At 71.1% G+C, this 17713-nt stretch carries 17 protein-coding genes; 11 read left to right on the top strand and 6 right to left on the bottom strand.

The features are described from left to right. Positions 1–183: 183 nt before the first annotated feature. Together BLR04_RS03270 and BLR04_RS03265 are read right to left on the bottom strand one after the other, a co-directional pair. The gene (locus BLR04_RS03270) at positions 184–930 is read right to left on the bottom strand and encodes an SDR family oxidoreductase (protein WP_090759572.1); all 747 of its coding nucleotides are present in this window, start codon (positions 928–930) and stop codon (positions 184–186) included. Positions 931–975: 45 nt separating this feature from the next. Continuing rightward, positions 976–1665 (bottom strand): flavin reductase family protein, encoded by a 690-nt coding sequence (locus BLR04_RS03265; RefSeq protein WP_245739985.1) that lies wholly within the window; start codon positions 1663–1665, stop codon positions 976–978. 818 nt (positions 1666–2483) lie between these two features. On the opposite strand from BLR04_RS03265, the gene BLR04_RS03260 reads away from it, so the two are divergent. The 3 genes from BLR04_RS03260 to BLR04_RS03250 all read left to right on the top strand — a co-directional run bounded on the left by BLR04_RS03260 (position 2484) and on the right by BLR04_RS03250 (position 5018). Next, positions 2484–3221, top strand: coding sequence for a GntR family transcriptional regulator (locus BLR04_RS03260; protein ID WP_090759328.1), 738 nt, complete (start codon positions 2484–2486; stop codon positions 3219–3221). A 203-nt stretch (positions 3222–3424) separates the two neighbouring features. Next, the gene (locus BLR04_RS03255) at positions 3425–4027 is read left to right on the top strand and encodes a GNAT family N-acetyltransferase (RefSeq protein WP_090759326.1); all 603 of its coding nucleotides are present in this window, start codon (positions 3425–3427) and stop codon (positions 4025–4027) included. A gap of 310 nt (positions 4028–4337) precedes the next feature. Beyond that, on the top strand, positions 4338–5018 hold the full coding sequence (locus tag BLR04_RS03250; protein WP_090759324.1) for a copper homeostasis protein CutC: 681 nt from the start codon (positions 4338–4340) through the stop codon (positions 5016–5018). A 31-nt stretch (positions 5019–5049) separates the two neighbouring features. Here BLR04_RS03250 and BLR04_RS03245 read toward each other — a convergent pair whose 3' ends face one another. Both BLR04_RS03245 and BLR04_RS03240 read right to left on the bottom strand, forming a co-directional pair. After that, positions 5050–6192, bottom strand: coding sequence for a DUF6986 family protein (locus tag BLR04_RS03245; protein ID WP_090759322.1), 1143 nt, complete (start codon positions 6190–6192; stop codon positions 5050–5052). Next, the gene (locus BLR04_RS03240) at positions 6176–7477 is read right to left on the bottom strand and encodes an FAD-dependent oxidoreductase (RefSeq protein ID WP_245739984.1); all 1302 of its coding nucleotides are present in this window, start codon (positions 7475–7477) and stop codon (positions 6176–6178) included. Before BLR04_RS03240 ends, BLR04_RS03245 begins: the two co-directional genes overlap by 17 nt. Positions 7478–7843: 366 nt before the next feature. On the opposite strand from BLR04_RS03240, the gene BLR04_RS03235 reads away from it, so the two are divergent. The 3 genes from BLR04_RS03235 (at position 7844) to BLR04_RS03225 (ending at position 10983) form a co-directional block, all read left to right on the top strand. Beyond that, positions 7844–8326, top strand: coding sequence for a hypothetical protein (locus BLR04_RS03235; RefSeq protein ID WP_090759319.1), 483 nt, complete (start codon positions 7844–7846; stop codon positions 8324–8326). 138 nt (positions 8327–8464) lie between these two features. Continuing rightward, positions 8465–9136 (top strand): hypothetical protein, encoded by a 672-nt coding sequence (locus tag BLR04_RS03230; RefSeq protein ID WP_090759317.1) that lies wholly within the window; start codon positions 8465–8467, stop codon positions 9134–9136. Between the two features lie 101 nt (positions 9137–9237). Then, on the top strand, positions 9238–10983 hold the full coding sequence (locus BLR04_RS03225; RefSeq protein ID WP_090759567.1) for a proline--tRNA ligase: 1746 nt from the start codon (positions 9238–9240) through the stop codon (positions 10981–10983). 36 nt (positions 10984–11019) lie between these two features. On the opposite strand, the gene BLR04_RS03220 is transcribed toward BLR04_RS03225, so the two are convergent. Both BLR04_RS03220 and BLR04_RS03215 read right to left on the bottom strand, forming a co-directional pair. Beyond that, a complete protein-coding gene (locus BLR04_RS03220; RefSeq protein WP_245739983.1) occupies positions 11020–11526 on the bottom strand; it encodes a ferritin-like domain-containing protein in 507 nt (168 codons plus the stop codon). Then, the gene (locus BLR04_RS03215) at positions 11523–12029 is read right to left on the bottom strand and encodes a hypothetical protein (protein WP_143021942.1); all 507 of its coding nucleotides are present in this window, start codon (positions 12027–12029) and stop codon (positions 11523–11525) included. The genes BLR04_RS03220 and BLR04_RS03215 overlap by 4 nt, the downstream gene beginning before the upstream one ends. A gap of 234 nt (positions 12030–12263) precedes the next feature. On the opposite strand from BLR04_RS03215, the gene rimP reads away from it, so the two are divergent. From rimP to BLR04_RS03190, 5 genes are all read left to right on the top strand, one after another. After that, positions 12264–12749, top strand: coding sequence for a ribosome maturation factor RimP (rimP, locus tag BLR04_RS03210; protein WP_090759313.1), 486 nt, complete (start codon positions 12264–12266; stop codon positions 12747–12749). Between the two features lie 24 nt (positions 12750–12773). Then, positions 12774–13766, top strand: a complete 993-nt coding sequence (gene nusA / locus BLR04_RS03205) for a transcription termination factor NusA (RefSeq protein ID WP_090759564.1) — start codon at positions 12774–12776, stop codon at positions 13764–13766. Next, positions 13750–14049: a YlxR family protein gene (locus tag BLR04_RS03200; protein WP_090759311.1), complete on the top strand. Its 300-nt coding sequence runs from the start codon at positions 13750–13752 to the stop codon at positions 14047–14049. The genes nusA and BLR04_RS03200 overlap by 17 nt, the downstream gene beginning before the upstream one ends. Before the next feature lie 125 nt (positions 14050–14174). After that, on the top strand, positions 14175–17276 hold the full coding sequence (gene infB, locus BLR04_RS03195) for a translation initiation factor IF-2 (RefSeq protein ID WP_090759309.1): 3102 nt from the start codon (positions 14175–14177) through the stop codon (positions 17274–17276). A gap of 121 nt (positions 17277–17397) precedes the next feature. Further along, positions 17398–17694 carry a DUF503 domain-containing protein gene (locus tag BLR04_RS03190; protein ID WP_090759307.1) on the top strand — a complete coding sequence of 99 codons (297 nt, stop codon included), beginning with the start codon at positions 17398–17400 and terminating at the stop codon, positions 17692–17694. The last annotated feature ends 19 nt before the right edge of the window (positions 17695–17713 follow it).

Raw genomic sequence — 17713 nt, 5'->3', positions numbered from 1 at the left:
GACCGGAGCGCGTGCGAGCCGGGCCGGCGACGGACCCCGGCTCGCGCCGTGCCGGCACCTTCGTAGTGTCCGCGCACGACCGGCGCGCCCATGAGACCCGGGCCGGGACGACTCGCCGAGAAGGCGCTTGCTGCCGTACCCCATGTCCTTCTCCCGCCGGGCTCGACCCGGCCCGGCTCCGGCTCAGGCCGTGATCCCGCCGTCCACCGGGATCACCGTGCCCGTCAGGTACGACCCCGCCCGCGAGGCTAGGAAGATCGCCGTGCCCGCCATGTCGTCCGGCCGGCCGATGCGCCCGAGGGGCACGTTCGAGGCGATGGCCGTCCGCGTCTCGGGGTCGTCCAGGGCGAACGCCATCATCTTCGAGTCGAACGGTCCCGGCGCGATGGCGTTGACGGTGATGTGATCCTTGGCCAGATGCCTGGCCAGGTGCCGGGTCAGCATGTGCACGGCCGACTTCGTCGACGAGTACGCGTAGGTCGGCAGGCCGGGCACCTTGATGCCGTCGACCGAGCCCACGTTGATGACCCGTGCCGGGTCGTCGGCACTCGCCGCGTCCCGCAGCTGCGGCAGGAACTTCTGGGTCAGATGAAAGACGCCCTTCACGTTGATGTCCCAGAGCTTGTCGAAGGCGTGCTCCGGATACTCCTCCAGCGGCGCGCCCCACGTGGCCCCCGCGTTGTTCACCAGGACGTGCAGCGGGCCGTCCACCGCCGCCACCAGGGTCTCCAGCCCCTCGGGGGTCGACAGGTCGGCCGGCACGGCGACACAGCCCAGCTCGGCGGCCGTCTTCTCGACCTCGGCCGACTTGCGCGCGGAGATGTGGACGCTCGCGCCCGCCGCCACGAAGCCTGCGGCGATCATGCGTCCGATGCCGCGCGATCCGCCCGTGACGACGACGTTCTTGCCCGCAACCGAGAACAGAGTCATGTTCCGGAAGCATGCCATACCGAACGGTCGGTTGCCAGAAGCGGTTCAGGGGGCCGGGACCGCCTCGGCCAGGGCATCGAGACCGGCGGTGAAAGAGCCGTAGGCGCCGCGGAAGAAGACGAGCGGATCGCCGTCCGCGAGCAGGTCGAGGCGCAGCACCCGGGTCACCACGATGGTGTGGTCGCCGGCGACGTGCTCGGCCTCGATCGCGCAGTCGAGCCAGGCCAGCGCCCCGTCGAGGATCGGGTTGCCGCTGGGCGAGGCGGTCCAGCCCAGGCCGGCGAACTTGTCGCCGCCCCTCGACGCCAGCTGCGCGCAGGCCTCCCGCTGCCGTCCCGCCAGCACGTTCACCGTGATCTCGCCGGCGGCGCGCACCCGGGGCCAGCTCGTGCTGGTGTGGGACACGCAGAAGGCCACCAGCGGCGGGTCCAGCGAGACGGAGGTGAAGGAGTTGACAGCCAGCCCGTACGGCCGTCCGTCGCGCGGGTCGGCGGCCGTGACCGCGACCACGCCGGTCGCGAACGTGCCCAGCGCCTGCCGGAAGCGGCGCCCGTCGACCGTGCCGCCGTCGCCGCCGTCGCCGCCGTCGCCGCTGTCGGTGGATGCGGTGTCGCGGGTGCGGAGGGCGGGGGCCGGAGGCAGGAACGTGCCCCGGCGGGTCCTGCGCCTGCGGGGCATCACCGGAACGCCGCGGCAGCCCTCCGTCTTGCCGGTCCGGGCAGCGCGTGTGCTCATGGTCCGCCTCCTCGTCCGCCGCGCGCCTGATCGTACCAAGCGCTTGCTTGGGACGGTAGGGTGCCGGGACGGGACTGTCAAGCCGCCTGGGGAGGCCCCGTGGGACCGCTACGACCGACGTCACGCCACGTGCGGCGGCTACGCGGGTCGAGGAGCAGGCGGACGCAAGCAGTGGGGGCGTCCCGCGCCCCGCCTCGGACGGGCGCGCGCGGACACAGGCGCGCTCCGCGGTCGCTGTTCGTGCTGGGTCGTTCAGAGGAACGCGCGCCCTGGCGGGCGTGGGGGACCCGCCAGGACGCGCTTCCTCTCCCGTGCCGCGGCGGCGTCAGGACTCCGGCGAGGGATGGAGTCCTGAACCGTTGGTCCGCACACGGAGTCGATGAAGGAGCTCGAAGGCCCCTGCCGCCGGCGACGTGCGTCGAAATGCCGAGCCATGCTGACCAGGTCATCAATGAAGTGCGTGACGGGGGCGCCACCTTCCTCGTTCGCGACAAAGGATCCGTCAGCGCACCGCACGGTCAGCTCGGCCGGCACCGATGTCACGGAAACGCCACCGCTCTGGTAGGTGTGGGTTACCCCTTCGCGACTCAATCCGTAACGCAGTAAACGGGTTGCTTCGCGGGGGTCATGCCAGGGCAGGAATGGCGTACCCGTGTGGACCGGCAACACTGGCCTTCACCCCCTCACCGGCCTTTAGATGGATTTGTACCAACGAATGGATGATGGGCCGATCGAAGGGGTTCGGTCAAGGGGTTGTGGCCTGCTAGAACCAGATCGTCTAAATTGTTGGAACAAAAGGGGTGAAAGTGGCAAGGTCGGTGCTGTATCAGCAGGTGGCTTCGGAGTTGCGACGAGCCATCTACTCGGGTGTCCTCGGTCCCGGGGCGCAGCTTCCGACCGAGGCGCAGCTCATGGAAGACCATGGGGTGAGCAGGAACACCGTGCGACTGGCCCTCGGCGAACTCGTCAACGAGGGGCTCGTCACGCGCACGCCGCGGCGCGGCACGGTGGTACGCGACCGCAGGCCGCTGCTCATCTATCCGCAGCGCGAGCTGGAGCCACAACCCAGCGGGGAACTACGAGAGGCCTTCGCCTACGCCGTCGCGCAGGAGGGCCGCGAACCGAGCCAGTACATCGAGGTGCTGACGGTGTCTCCGGTCGAGGAGATCGCCAGCAGGCTCCAGCTGGCCGAGGGCGAGCTCGCGGTGGTGAGACGCCGTCTGCGTTTCGTGGACGGCCAGCCGTTCAACACCAACGACTCCTACTTCCCCCATGACATGGTGGCCGATTCCGAAATCGCCAGGCCAGGCGACATCGAGCGCGGGGCGAACCGGGTGCTGGAGGATCTCGGGCATTCCCAGGTGCGCGTCGTCGACGACATCTGGGCGCGCATGCCCAATCAGGAAGAGGCAGAACGCCTTCAATTGGAACTCGGCACACCAGTCATGGTTTATGTCCGAGTTGGGTACGACGTGTCCGACACGCCGGTGCGTGTCGCCGTTACGGTGCTTCCAGCCGACAAGCACTTGATCAGGTATGAGCTCGATCGCCGCTGAGGAGCTCAGGGTGAAGGGGTGATCCCGCCGGCCGGGCGCAGCGAGAAATAAGCCGCCTCGCTGGCCATGGGGAGTCGTGCATACTCCCCTAAATCGCCATTAACCCGTCTATTTCGGGTTGAGGTCACATTTCACCCTCACGCGACATCGCGTCATCACTTCGCGTGTCGCTGTGGGCACCTAGCGCTATGAAGGGTTCCCCTATGCACACGAACACCCTCCTCCACCCCCTCGCGCTTCGCAGGGCGGAGCCGGCCGATCTTCCCGGCGTGCTGAAGCTGCTCGCCGACGCCTCCGAGTGGCTGAACGCGCAAGGCGTGCGGCAGTGGCCCCGCGGGGGGTTCGGCCCGGAGCGGATAGAACCGCTGATCGAGGAGCGGACGCTGTTCCTGCTGGACGACGAGCTCCGCTACCTCGACCCCGACGGGTGGGCGCCGCCGGTCGCCACCATGGCCCTCGACGGCCACGCCGACCCGGAGTTCTGGACACCTGATGACGATCCCGGCTCGGCCCTGTACGTCCACAAGCTCGCGGTGGCCCGTACCTGGTCGGGCAGCGGCCTCGGCGACGCCCTGCTGGACTGGGCCGCCGCCTCGGCGTACGCGGCCGGGCTGCCCTGGGTGCGGCTCGACTGCGCGAAGACCAACCGGCGACTGCAGACCTACTACCGCACGCGCGGCTTCCGCCACCTCCGCACGGTGGACCTGCCCCACCGCGCGTCGGGCGCCCTCTTCGAACGCCCCTCCGAGGACGTGCCGCCCATGGTCTTCCGCGACCTCACCGCCTCCGAACTGATCACCGTCTGACGAGCGGCCATGCGCCCGGCCTCACACAGAGGCCGGGCGCGCCCGGCGGTTCATGGTCAGCGAGCGGCTTCCGACGTCTCCTGAGGCCCCTCGACAAGCCGAGCATCAGGGCTCCCCTTACGCCACCTCCACCGCGCACACACCGCGCGCCCAACTCCCTACCCATACGTCCGTCGCGTTCGGCGGGGTTTCTTGTATGGGCGTGCGCGGTGCCGAGGGCCGTCGTGTGGGGAGCGTGCTCGTGAGGGGGTGGGTGACTTTGGTGGCATCTGCTGCAGAAAGGGGCAGAGCACCATATAACCTCTCCTGCATGACCGGATCCCTGCTCGAGGTGATCGCGCTGGACGTGCGCGACGCTGTGGCCGCCGAACGGGGCGGAGCCGACCGGCTGGAGGTCGTCGCCGACATGGCGTCCGACGGGCTGACCCCCACGCCTGAGACGGTGGCCGCGATCGCCGCGGAATGCTCCCTGCCCCAGATGGTGATGCTCCGCCGCGCCGCCGACTTCGCCGGCGACCCCGAGACCCTCGACCGGCTGCGCCGCGACGCCAAGGAACTCGCCGAGGCGGGCGCGGCGGGATTCGTGTTCGGCTTTCTCGACGGCGCGGGCGCCGTCGACCTGGCCGCGACCGAGGCGCTCATCCACGCCGTCTCCCCGCTGCCCTGGACGTTCCACCGCGCCGTCGACAACGCCGCCGACGTCCAGGCGGCCTGGCGGGCCGTACGGCTGCTGCCCAACCTCGCCACTGTGCTGACCTCCGGCGCCCCGACGGGCGTACGTGACGGTCTCGGCGTGCTGAAGGCGCGCGCCGACGCGGGCGACGCGTCGATCGTGCTGGCCGGGGGCGGCCTGCGTCCCGGCCACGTGCCCGCCCTGCTCGACTACGGCATCCGCGCCTTCCACGTCGGCTCGGCCGTGCGGAACAACTGGTCCGAGCCGGTCGAGTGGCGCCTGGTACGGGAGTGGCGCCGCCTGGTGGAAGGCAACTGACCACGACGGCGACCGGCCTCCGGGCGACGGGTCATGGCAGGGCCGCGTCGGCGCGGCGGAGGGCCACGACGAGGGCGCGGATGGTGGCGGGTTCGTCCAACGCCCCGCCCTCGCCCGCCCGCCGCTCCTCCCACGCCCGCACCCGCTCCCGGTAGGCGTCGTACCGCGCGAGGTGGAAGGCGTACACGGTGGCGAAGCGGCTCACCAGGTGCGACGCGTGCATGTCCCAGCCCTGGTGGTAGCCGTGCGCCAGGGAGTGCCTGACGAGTTCCGCGTGCCGCCGCCACAGCTCGTGGACGTCCACCGTCCGCTCGGAGGCCGGCACGGCCGCCAGCGACCCGTCCGACAGCTCCACCCCCGTGCCCGCGAACGCCACCTGCATCACGTGCCGCGCATGGTCGCAGGCCGGGTGGTCGAGCCGCTGCTCGTGCGGGGGCAGGCCGATCGCCGCGGTGTGGTCGAACACCCCGAAGTGGGCCGCGGCCAGCCGTCCGCCCAGCGACGCGTTGAGGTCGCCGCGCAGGAACGCCAGCGTCTGCGGCGCCTCCACCTGCATCTCGAACCGCAGCGGCACGCCGACCTCGCGTTCCAGCCGCGCGAGCACTTCAACGAACTGCCCGAGGTACGCCTCCATGAGGACCTTGGGAAAGGTGACCGTGAAACCGTCCGGCAGCCCGCCGGCCCGCTCCGACACGCCCGTGACGAAGCGCTCCAGCGTGCGCACCGACCGCTCGGGGTCGCCGTCCGCGAACGACTTGACCCTGAGCCCCCACCGCCGCGGCAGCGTCCCGGCGTCGCGCATCGCGGCCACGGCCGCGACCGCGAGCCGCACGTGCTCGTCCTCGACGGGCCCCGGACGCGTCCCGTAGCCGTCCTCGAAGTCGATCCGCACGTCCTCGACCGGCTCGGTGGCGAGCTTGCGCAGCACCTTGTCGTGGACGACGGCGGCCAGCCCGCCGGGCAGGCCGAAGACCTCGGCCATCTCCTCCGGATCGTGCAGGTGCGCCTTGAGCAGCGACAACGCCCGCTCGCCCCACTCGGTGACCGTGTGCTCGGAGAACCGGTCAGCAGGCACGTAGACGGTGTGAACGGGCTGCCAACCGGGCTCACCCGCGGGATAGCGCGCCCGTTGCAGCCGGTACGCCTCCTCGAACCCCTCAGGGACGGCAGGCACGGAGCATGGCCTCCAATCCGGCGAGCTTGACGCGGTCGCCGCGCCCCAGCGTCTTGGCCAGCTCTGCCTCCGCCGCCTCGACGGCCAGCCACTCGTCGTACGTCACCGGCCGTACCCCGCGCGCGGCCAGCACCGCGCCGACGCCGTCGTGCCCCACGCGCTCGCGCCCCGCCAGATCGGCCAGCAGCGTACGGACGGTCTCCGCGGCGTCGGACTTGTTCGTGCCGATCACCCCGGTGGGCCCCCGCTTGAGCCATCCGGCCACGTACTCGCGGTCGCGGACGCGTCCGGCCTGGTTGGGCACCGTCATGGTCTGCTCGGAGAACGGCACCCCCGGCAGCGGCACGCTCCGGTACCCGACCGAACGCAGCACCATGCCGACCGGCAGCGTCTCGTACTCGCCGGTGCCCACCACGCGGCCCTCGTCGGACAGCCGGGTGCGCTCCAACCTCAGCCCCTCGACCCGCTCGGTGCCGAGGATCTCCACCGGACGCAGCCAGAAGCGCACGTCGAGCCGGCGCGGACGGCCCGCAGGCTCGCGTTCGGCCCACCCCTGCAGGACCTTGATGTTGCCCTGCACCTGGCGCGGGAAGTCGCCGCCCAGCACGACGGCCTCCTCGGGGCGCACGCAGACGTCGGCGTTGGCCAGCTCGCCCAGCTCGCGCAGCTCCTTGAGGGTGAACTTGGCGTGCTCGGGCCCGCGGCGGCCGATCATGTGGATGGCCTTCACCTGGCTCTCCTCGAGCTGTTCCAGCACCTCGTGGGGCACGTCGGTGGCGCGCAGCTCGTCAGCGGTCTTGGCGAGCACGCGTACGACGTCGACGGCCACGTTGCCGACCCCGATCACCGCCACCTCGGAGCTGTCGAGGGTGAACCGGCCGGCGTCGACGTCGGGGTGGCCGCAGTACCAGTTGACGAAGTCGGTCGCCGCCACGCTGCCGGGAAGGTCCTCGCCGGGGATGCCGAGTCTCCGGTCGACCATGGCGCCCGTGCAGTAGACCACCGCGTCGTACACGCCGAGAAGGTCGTCGACCGACAGGTGCTCGCCCAGCGTGACGCCGCCGAGGAAGCGCACCTGGGGCAGCTCAAGGACCTTGCGCAGGTAGCCGGCGATCGACTTGATCGACGTGTGGTCGGGCGCCACTCCGTACCGCACCAGCCCGTACGGGGTCGGCAGGCGTTCGAGTACGTCGACCCTCACGGGCTCGGCGGACTGCTTGACCAGCGCCTCGGCCGTGTAGATGCCGGCGGGCCCTGATCCGATGACCGCCACGTGCAACGCCACGCTGCCTCCTTCTGCCGGTGCCGGTGGTCACACGGGCACGCGTCCCACTGGATGCAACCGGCCAGTGTGATCGATGTATCCCCGATCCCCCGAACGCGCGAACCCGTCCCCGGCCGATGCGCGACGCGAGCCCGCGGTCGAGGCCGTGGAAGGACGGCGGCGGGGGAGCCGGTGACCGCGGCCGCACGCTCCCAGGACCTGCGCGCGGCCTCTCCGGCCGGCAGGCGCGACATGGCATCTCCCGGGGCAGAAGGCGCACTTCCACGCTACCCCGCACAAGCCCGCTGTGAAGGGCCCAGGAGTGGTCGCCTGCCGCCCGGATCGGCGGCAAGGGCTTGCGGGAAGGTGTGGCGGCGATCAGAGTTGATGCTCGTGAAGCGAAAGCACGTGCTGCGGCGGCCGAAGAGCGCACCGGCCGCGACCCCAGGCGACGATCTCTCGCTCACCGACGCCCGCAGGTACGAAGCGTTCGGCCGGGTGATGGCCGCGCTGGCGACCGAGGCCGACGTCATCGAGTCGTGCCGCGACCTGACCTGGTGGCGCGGGTCCGACCACAGCTGGCACATCGAGTGGCGCGACGGTCCCTACGCGTCCGAGGTGGCCGCCCTGCTCGCCGCCGCGGTGCGCGACCCAGGGCGCGAGGGTTCGCTGGTGGTCCAGGCCGGTCCTGGCGGCGACGGCTCGGCGGAGCTCGACGTGATGGGTGTGCGGTTCGTGCTGCGCGCAGTCGATCCGACCGGACGCGCCGGCGTACGCACCCGGCCGGGCCTGTGGCGGCTGGCCGAGGCCCTCGACACGAGCCGCCGCACCAACGCCCGCCACCCCTGGGAGGAGCTCCTCGGCGGCTGACGCCCGATGTAGCGCCGAGTGCCCGAAATGTCACTCTTGGGGGGAATTTAACCCAGATTTGCCTTGTTAGGGCGGGTACATGGGCTGGCGCTGGTCATCCCTATTGGGGTAGCGGGCCAGGGTTGACCAGGGACAAGGATGAACAACACCACCATCGACTATGCCGACTTCGCCGAGTACGACCGGCGTCAGCGGGCGATCGAGCGTCACTTGATGGCGGCCTTCGCCGGGGGGATGGTCATCGGTCTGATCGGCATCCTGCTGTCGGGGAACGGCCCCCAGTGGGCGGCCCAGATCTACGACCCGTACGCCTACCTCGCCCTTTCGCTCGCGGTGGGCGCGACCGCGTCCGGCTTCGCGTGGGCGCTGGTGACCACGTTCCTCGCCGCCGTCTCGGCCCTCGTGGCGACCATGGGGGCGGGCGCGCTGCGCGGCCGCGACGTCCTGCAGGCGATGGGCTCCGACGCGGGCTCGCTCAACTGGACGCTCATCCTCCTCGTCGGCCTCGGCATGCTCGCGTACGCCACGCACAGGGACGACGGCTGGGGCGACCTCGCGGCGGGCGCGGTCGGCGCGGCGCTCATCGCCGACGTCGTGGACCGCGCGACCCCCGGATTCATCGAGAGCGAGCAGTCGTTCTGGCCGGGGCCCGCGATGGTGATCGGCCTGTCGTCGCTGATCCTGGTGCTGGTGCTGCGCAGGAACGCGAGGGCGCGCCTGCGCGCGCTCGCGCTGTCGGTCGTCTTCTCCGGGACGTTCACGGCCGGTCTGGCGGTCTTCGTCACGGGCTGGGTCCCGTTGTCCGTCTGACCGGCGCCGCTCCGGGCGGCTCGCCAGATATCCGGGAGCGGGAGGCCGTGCCGAGTCGATAGCCTGTAAGCCACCGATCCAGGTTCGAGCAAGGAGTGGCCGTGTTGCTGCGCATGTCGTCGTTGTTTCTTCGCACCCTGCGGGACGACCCGGCAGACGCGGAAGTCCCGAGCCACAAGCTGCTCGTCCGCGCCGGCTACGTCCGCCGGGTCGCCCCCGGCATCTACTCGTGGCTGCCCCTCGGCAAGATCGTGCTGGAGAACGTCGCCAGGATCGTCCGCGAGGAGATGAACCGGATGGGCGCCCAGGAGGTGCTCTTCCCCGCCCTGCTGCCCCGCGAGTACTACGAGGCGACCGGCCGCTGGACCGAGTACGGCGACAACATCTTCCGTCTGCAGGACCGCAAGGGCGCCGACTACCTGCTCGGTCCCACGCACGAGGAGCTCTTCACCGACATGGTGAAGGGCGAATACAACTCGTACAAGGACTACCCGGTCACCCTCTACCAGATCCAGACGAAGTACCGCGACGAGGCGCGCCCCCGCGCGGGCATCCTGCGCGGGCGCGAGTTCCTGATGAAGGACTCCTACTCCTTCGACCTCGACGACGACGGCCTCAAGCGCTCCTACGAGCAGCACCGCGAGGCCTACATCCGCACGTTCGACCGCCTCGGCATCAACTACAAGATCGTCTTCGCCCAGTCTGGCGCGATGGGCGGCTCGGCCTCCGAGGAGTTCCTGGCCTCCACGCCCACCGGCGAGGACACGTTCGTCGCCTGCCACTCCTGCGGCTACGCGGCCAACGCCGAGGCCGTCACCACGTCGGCCCCCGCCGCCCGTCCCGACGCCGAGGCGCCGGCGCTGAAGGTGCTCGACACTCCCGGCACCCCGACCATCGAGTCGCTGGTGTCGTACGTCAACGAGCACCACGGCCTGTCCGTCACCGCCGCCGACACGTTGAAGAACGTCGTCGTCAAGGTGACCACCCCGGGCTCCGACAAGGTCGAGACGCTGATCGTCGGCGTTCCCGGCGACCGCGAGGTCGACTTCAAGCGCCTGGAGGCGGCGCTCGCACCCGGCGAGCCCGCCATCTTCGAGGCCGCCGACTTCGAACGCCACCCCGGCCTCGTCCGCGGCTACATCGGGCCGCAGGTCCTGCGCGAGCTCGGCATCCGCTACCTCGTCGACCCGCGCGTCGTCACCGGCACGTCGTGGCTCACGGGCGCCAACGAGCCCGGCCGCCACGCGGTCAACGTGGTCGCGGGCCGCGACTTCGTCCCCGACGGCACCATCGAGGCCGCCGAGGTGCGCGCCGGAGACCCCTGCCCCCGCTGCGGGTCCGACCTGTCGATCGACCGGGGCATCGAGATCGGCCACATCTTCCAGCTCGGCCGCAAGTACGCCGACGCCGCCGGCCTCGACGCCCTCGGCCCCGACGGCAAGCCGATCCGCGTCACCATGGGCTCCTACGGCATCGGCGTGTCCCGCGCGGTCGCCGTCGTCGTCGAGCAGTCCTACGACGACCTCGGCATCGTGTGGCCGCGCGAGATCGCGCCCGCCGACGTCCACATCGTCGGCACGGGCAAGGAGAACCAGGTCGAGGCGGCTCTCCAGCTGGGGGCCGAGCTGGAGGCGCGCGGGCTGCGCGTCCTCGTCGACGACCGCCGGCAGGTCTCGCCCGGCGTGAAGTTCAAGGACGCCGAGCTGCTCGGCATGCCGACGATCGTGGTGATCGGCCGCGGCCTGTCGCAGGGCGTGGCGGAGCTGCGCGACCGCGTCACCGGCGAGAAGTCGGAGATCCCGCTCGCCGAGGCCGCCGACCGCATCGTCGCCGCCGTCAACGGCTGATCCGGAGATCACCGCGCGGGCGTGTCGCCCGCGCGGTCACTCCGTCAGGCCGCCGCCCGCACCCGACGGCGACGCCGTCGCCGCTGACGTGGGCGCCGGGGCCGGGGCCGGCATGCCGGGGAAGGCCGGCGGCTGGGCCGGCCTGAACCCGTAGGCCCGCAGCACCGCGTCCTGCATGGCCTGGGCGGCGTAGCGGCGCAGCGACACGTCCTGGGCCGCGACCAGTTCGAGGTAGGCGGCCGTGACGCCGTTCTCCAGATGCACCGCGAGCTCTGCGGCCCGCCTGGCGTCGGAGGGGAAGAACGGCAGCGCGTACGAGGCGTCCGCCTCGGCCGGCTTGCCGCCCTTCGCCACGATGTACGACCGCAGCTGGTCGCGCCGCGCCCGGTGCGACTCGAAGGCGTCGACGACCCGTGTCCGCAGCGCGCCCGACGTACGGGCTCCCAGCAGCCCGTAGGCGAACAACGCCGCGTGCTCGGCCACGAGGGCCTTGTGCAGCTTGTCGAGGTCACCGGGGGCCCACAGGGCCGCGCGCCCGCTCACAGCGACCTCGGCAGGGCGACGGCGTGGGCGGCCTCGCACGCGCCGATGCTGGCGATGAGCTGCGCCACACCGGGCGAGACGGTGGCGAGCTGACGTGTGCGCAGCTCCGCCGCGTCGTCCTCGACCTTGCGCAGCCGCGACAGCGACGGCTTGGGCGGGGCTGACGGTGTGGCGGACGGTGTGGTGGACGGTGTGGCAGTCGCCTGCGCCGACGGCGGCGGAGCCGATGTCGAGGCGCCGCCCGGCACATGCTTGCGCAGCTCGTCGAGATGCGCCTGGTGGCGGTCGCGGAACGGGACCAGCTTGTCGCCGCCGTCGGCGATCAGCGACGTGTAGAGCGCGATCGTGCGCTCCTTGTCGGCGATGAGCTCCCTCAGCAGCCGCGTCTCCGGCGAGTCGACGGCCGGGGTGGTCGGTGAGGGCGGCCCCGAGGCGCTGCAGGCGGTGAGAGCGGCCGCTCCGCCGGCCAGCAAGGCTCGCCGGGACAGATGACGCGGGCGCACGGGCGTGGACCTCCAGTGACTACGGACGCAGATAGCATCGTACGGTCTGCCGCCCCGGTCCGCCGTCAGGTGGCGCGCCCGGCACGGCTGCCACTCGACAAGCGACGAGTGGCGCTCTTCCCGTGCCCGCGTACGGATAGGGTGTCAACTGTCGTCGCCGGCCCGAGCGGCCAGACGGCGGAGAGCCGAAGGCGAGGTCCGCCCGGCTGAGACATGACAATAGGGGAGGTCGATATGGGCAGCGCATCACCCCGCGACCACCTGATGAAGCTCCTGGAGCCCGTGGTCAGCGCGGAGGGCCTCGACCTGGAGGACGTCACGGTCACCCAGGCAGGCAAGCGACGCGTCCTGCGTGTGATCGTCGACCGTGACGGCGGTGTGAGCCTCGACGACGTGGCCGACGTCAGCCAGGCCGTTTCCGCGGCGCTCGACGACGACGAGGCGATGGGCCAGGCCGCTTACACGCTGGAGGTCTCCTCGCCCGGCGTCGACCGTCCGCTCACCGAGCCGCGCCACTGGCGGCGTGCCGCCAAGCGGCTGGTGAAGGCCGAGATGAGAGACGGCTCCGTGGTCGAGGGCCGCATCTTGGGCGCCGACGAGAGCGGCGTCGACATCGACGTCGCCGGCGACGCGCGAAGGCTTGATTACGAAGACCTGGCCCGGGGACGGGTACAGGTGGAATTCCGCCGGTTCGACGACGTCGACGGCGACGAGGGCTAAGGGGGAGCCGCCGTGGACATCGACATGAGCGTCCTGCGCAGCCTGGAGCGGGAGAAGGACATCTCCTTCGACCTGGTCGTCAAGGCGATCGAGGACGCGTTGCTTATCGCTTACTTCCGCACCGACGGCTCGGGGGCGAAGGCCCGCGCGGAACTCGACCGGGCCACCGGCCACGTCACCATCTGGGCGGCCGAGCTCGACGAGAACGGCGAGGTCGTCAGGGAGTACGACGACACACCTGGCAACTTCAGCAGGATCGCCGCCACCACCGCCAGGCAGGTCATCCTGCAGCAGCTGCGCGACGCCGAGGACGAGGTCAACTTCGGTGAGTTCGCCAGCCGCGAGGGCGAGCTGGTGTCCGGCGTCATCCAGCAGGGCAAGGACCCTCGCGTGGTGCTGGTCGACCTCGGCAAGATCGAGGCCGTGCTGCCGCACGCCGAGCAGGTCCCGGGCGAGGAGTACGCGCACGGCGAGCGCATCCGCGCCTACGTCGTGCAGGTGAAGAAGGGGCACAAGGGCCCCTCGGTCACCCTGTCGCGTACCCACCCGGGTCTGGTGAAGAAGCTGTTCGCGCTGGAGGTGCCGGAGATCGCCGACGGCACCGTGGAGATCGCGGCGGTGGCGCGCGAGGCGGGTCACCGTACGAAGATCGCGGTCCGGTCGCGCAAGCCGGGCGTCAACGCCAAGGGCGCGTGCATCGGCCCGATGGGCTCGCGCGTGCGCAACGTGATGACGGAGCTGCACGGCGAGAAGATCGACATCATCGACTGGTCGGAAGACCCGGGGGAATTCGTCGGGAATGCCCTGTCGCCCGCCCGTGTTTCCCACGTCGAGGTTCTCGATCTCGAAGGACGGGTCGCACGCGTGACGGTGCCTGACTACCAGCTTTCGCTGGCCATCGGCAAAGAGGGGCAGAACGCACGGCTCGCAGCCAGGCTCACCGGATGGCGGATCGACATCCGGCCGGACACCCAAGCCGAGGACGCCGCCGGTTCCGTAGATGCGTCAACACGGTAAGCTGGAATATGGTGGCCACGCAGCCCCGCAGCGCACCTGTGTGGGCTGCAGGGTTCGCACGGCTAAGTCCGAGCTGCTCCGCCTGGTTCGGGTTGAGGATCAAGTGGTCCCTGACCTGCGAGGACAACTTCCTGGCCGCGGTGCGTCGCTGCATCCGTCCATGAGTTGTCTGGAGCTTGCCGAGCGTCGCCGAGCGTTTCCGCGCGCTTTCCGTGTCGCGGGGCCGCTTGACGTGTCGCTGGTGCGGGCGCACCTGGAGGGAGAACCACGAAATGTCATGTAGGACGCCGAGTTGATGGGCGGAGTCAGATTGCTATGAGCGCCTGATGAGCACGCGGCGATGAAGACGTCAAGGTAGCGACGGTCCGGACGGCACAGCCAGCCTCCCGGGCCGAGTAAGGGAGTGCAGTGGCGAAGGTCCGGGTATACGAGCTCGCTAAGGAGTTCGGCGTCGAGAGCAAGGTCGTCATGGCCAAGCTCCAGGAGATGGGGGAGTTCGTCCGTTCGGCGTCCTCGACCATCGAGGCGCCGGTGGTCCGCAGGCTCACCGAAGCTTTGGGCGCCTCGAAGGGTGGCCCTTCCAGGGGCGGCGGTCAGCCGTCCAACAAGCCGCAGCCGCCAAGGGCTGCGCCCCGGCCGGGCGATGGCCAGGCCGGCAACGGCGCGCAGGCGCCGGTTCCCACTCCGCGTCCGGGCCCCCGTCCCGGTCCGCGTCCCGGCCCCGCAGGCCCTGCGGGCCCCGCAGGCGGCGCGCAGCCGCGTCCGCCGGTTCCGATGCCCCACCAGCCGCAGCAGCAGCCCGAGGCCGCGCGCGGTGAGACCTCCGGGGCTCCGCAGGCGCGCTTCGACAGTGGCGCGCCCGCTCGTCCGGCTCCGGGCCCGCGTCCCGGCCCCGCCGCCCGTCCCGGCCCGAAGCCCGGCCCTGGGCCCCGTCCGGGTCCTGGTGGTGGCGGTGGCGGTGGCGGTGCCGCGCAGGCGTCGCGTCCCGGCGCGCCTTCCGGTGGCGCCCCTCGTCCCGGCCCGGGCCCCAAGCCCGGCCCGCGTGGTCCGCGTCCCGGCAACAACCCGTTCTCGTCCAACGCGAGCGGCATGGGTCAGTCGCGTCCGCCGCGTCCCGGTGGCAACCGCGAAGGCGGCGGCCCCGGCCAGCGCGAGCGTCGTGACGGTCCGCCGCGCGACGGCGCGATGCCGCGTCCGCCGCAGGGCCGTTCCGGCACCGACGCCAGGCCCGGCGCCGGCGGCCCGCGTCCCGGCCCGCCGTCCGGCGGTCCGCGTCCGGGTCCCGGTGCGGGTGGTCCGCGTCCGGGTGGCCCGCGTCCCAACCCGATGATGATGCCGCAGGGTCGTCCTGCCGGTCCGGGCGCCGGGCGTCCTGGCGGCGGTGGCGGCGGTGGCGGTCGTCCCGGCGGTGGCGGCGGTGGCCGTCCCGGTGGCGGTGGCGGCGGCGGTCGTCCCGGTGGTGGCGGTGGCTTCGCCGGTCGCCCGGGTGGCGGCGGCGCAGGTCCGCGCACCGGCACCGGCGGTCCCGGTGGCGGCGGCTTCGGCGGTCGTCCCGGTGGCGGCGGCCGTGGTCGTGGCGGCGGCACCGCGGGTGCCTTCGGTCGTCCGGGCGGACGTCCGGCCCGTGGCCGCAAGTCCAAGCGTCAGAGGCGCCAGGAGTTCGACAACATGTCGGCGCCGGCGATCGGCGGTGTGCAGGTCGCTCGCGGCAACGGCGCGACGATCCGGCTGCCGCGCGGCGCGTCGCTGTCCGACTTCGCCGACCGGATCGGCGCCAACCCCGCCGCGCTCGTGCAGATCATGCTGCACCTCGGCGAGATGGTGACGGCGACGCAGTCGGTCAACGAGGAGACCCTGCAGCTGCTCGGTGCCGAGCTCGACTACAACATCCAGGTCGTCAGCCCGGAGGAGGAGGACCGCGAGCTTCTCGAGGCCTTCGACATCGAGTTCGGCGAGGACGAGGGCGACGAGGCCGACCTGGCCGCGCGTCCCCCGGTCGTGACCGTCATGGGTCACGTCGACCACGGTAAGACGAAGCTGCTCGACGCCATCCGCAAGACCAACGTGGTGGCGCGCGAGGCCGGTGGCATCACCCAGCACATCGGTGCCTACCAGGTCTCCGCCGAGCACGAGGGCGAAGACCGGAAGATCACCTTCATCGACACCCCGGGTCACGAGGCGTTCACCGCCATGCGTGCCCGTGGCGCCAAGTCCACCGACATCGCGGTGCTGGTGGTCGCGGCCGACGACGGTGTGAAGCCGCAGACGATCGAGGCCCTCAACCACGCCCAGGCCGCCGAGGTCCCGGTCGTGGTCGCGGTCAACAAGATCGACAAGGAGGGCGCCGACCCCAACAAGGTGCGCGCCCAGCTCACCGAGTACGGCCTGGTGGCCGAGGAGTACGGCGGCTCGACCCTCTTCGTCGACATCTCGGCGAAGAACGACACGGGCATCGACAACCTCCTCGAGGCGATCCTGCTCACCGCCGACGCCGAGCTCGACCTGCGGGCCAACCCGACGATGGACGCCCAGGGCATCGCGATCGAGGCACACCTCGACAAGGGCCGCGGCCCTGTCGCGACCGTCCTGGTCCAGCGCGGCACGCTCCGGGTCGGCGACTCCATCGTGTGTGGCGAGGCCTTCGGCCGCGTCCGCGCGATGCTCGACGACAACGGCGACCCGGTCGAAGAGGCCACGCCGTCCCGTCCGGTCCTGGTGATGGGTCTGACGGCAGTGCCGAGCGCCGGTGACAACTTCATCGTCGTCACCGACGACCGCATGGCCCGGCAGATCGCCCAGCAGCGTGCGGCGCGCAAGCGCAGCGCCGACATGGCGAAGTCGAGCCGTCGTCGCACCCTCGAAGAGCTGTTCAGCGACCTCGAGAAGGGCCGCGTCGACGAGCTCAAGCTCATCATCAAGGGTGACGTGTCCGGTTCGGTCGAGGCCCTGGAAGACGCCCTGCTCAAGATCGACGTCGGCGACGAGGTCAGGCTCCGTGTCCTGCACCGCGCGGTCGGCGCCATCACCGAGTACGACGTCAACCTGGCTGTCGCCGACGACAACGCGGTCATCATCGGCTTCAACGTGCGTCCCGAGCCGCGGGCGCGCGACCTGGCCGAGCGCGAGGGCGTCGACATCCGCTACTACTCGGTCATCTACCAGGCGATCGAGGAGATCGAGGCGGCCCTCAAGGGCATGCTCAAGCCCGAGTTCGAAGAAGTCCAGATGGGCACGGCGGAGGTCCGCGAGGTCTTCAAGGTGCCGAAGATCGGCAACGTCGCCGGTTCGCTGGTCCGCTCCGGCGTGATCGTCCGCAACAGCAAGGCCAGGGTGATCCGCGATGGCGTCGTCATCGCCGACAACCTGACGGTCTCGTCGCTGCGTCGCTTCAAGGACGACGCGACCGAGGTCCGCGAGGGCTTCGAGTGCGGTATCGGTGTCGGCTACAACGACATCCGGATCGACGACGTGATCGAGACGTTCGAGATGCGGGAGAAGCCGCGCGTGTAACACCGCGGCCGGGCGCCCGGCGGGACATCCGCCGGGCGCCCCTCGCACGCACTGACCTGCTCCCCACCGCGGCAGGACGGTCGTGCATCCACCCCACGAGGCCAAGCGGTGGTTGTCGACGATGTATGTGGGTGCTCTTACCCTGGACATCCTGCTCGGTGACGTCAGGTCGCTGAAGCAGAAGCGCTCCGTCGTCCGTCCTTTGATCGCGGAGCTGCAGCGCCGCTACCCGAGCATCGCGGTGGCCGAGACAGGACACCTCGACCTGCACCGCAGAGCGGAGGTCGCTGTGGCAGTGGTGTCGGCCACCCCGGGAAACTGTAAGGACATTTTGGACGCATGTGAGCGTATGGTGGCATTCCGCCCCGAGGTTGAGCTGTTGTCAGCCAGGCAGCGGCTCTACAACGACGAAGAGTGAACGACTGCACGCCAGGTCG

It is taken from the genome of Nonomuraea maritima (assembly GCF_900100395.1).
Classification (GTDB): Bacteria; Actinomycetota; Actinomycetes; order Streptosporangiales; family Streptosporangiaceae; genus Nonomuraea; species Nonomuraea maritima.
This window is presented reverse-complemented; position numbering and strand designations above follow the sequence as displayed.

Coding starts and splice junctions, on each gene's coding strand:
- BLR04_RS03270 (WP_090759572.1), bottom strand. CDS start 930: ATGACTCTGTTCTCGGTTGCGGGCAAGAACGTCGTCGTCACGGGCGGA.
- BLR04_RS03265 (WP_245739985.1), bottom strand. CDS start 1,665: ATGAGCACACGCGCTGCCCGGACCGGCAAGACGGAGGGCTGCCGCGGC.
- BLR04_RS03255 (WP_090759326.1), top strand. CDS start 3,425: ATGCACACGAACACCCTCCTCCACCCCCTCGCGCTTCGCAGGGCGGAG.
- BLR04_RS03250 (WP_090759324.1), top strand. CDS start 4,338: ATGACCGGATCCCTGCTCGAGGTGATCGCGCTGGACGTGCGCGACGCT.
- BLR04_RS03235 (WP_090759319.1), top strand. CDS start 7,844: ATGCTCGTGAAGCGAAAGCACGTGCTGCGGCGGCCGAAGAGCGCACCG.
- BLR04_RS03230 (WP_090759317.1), top strand. CDS start 8,465: ATGAACAACACCACCATCGACTATGCCGACTTCGCCGAGTACGACCGG.
- rimP (WP_090759313.1), top strand. CDS start 12,264: ATGGGCAGCGCATCACCCCGCGACCACCTGATGAAGCTCCTGGAGCCC.
- nusA (WP_090759564.1), top strand. CDS start 12,774: ATGAGCGTCCTGCGCAGCCTGGAGCGGGAGAAGGACATCTCCTTCGAC.
- BLR04_RS03200 (WP_090759311.1), top strand. CDS start 13,750: ATGCGTCAACACGGTAAGCTGGAATATGGTGGCCACGCAGCCCCGCAG.
- BLR04_RS03190 (WP_090759307.1), top strand. CDS start 17,398: ATGTATGTGGGTGCTCTTACCCTGGACATCCTGCTCGGTGACGTCAGG.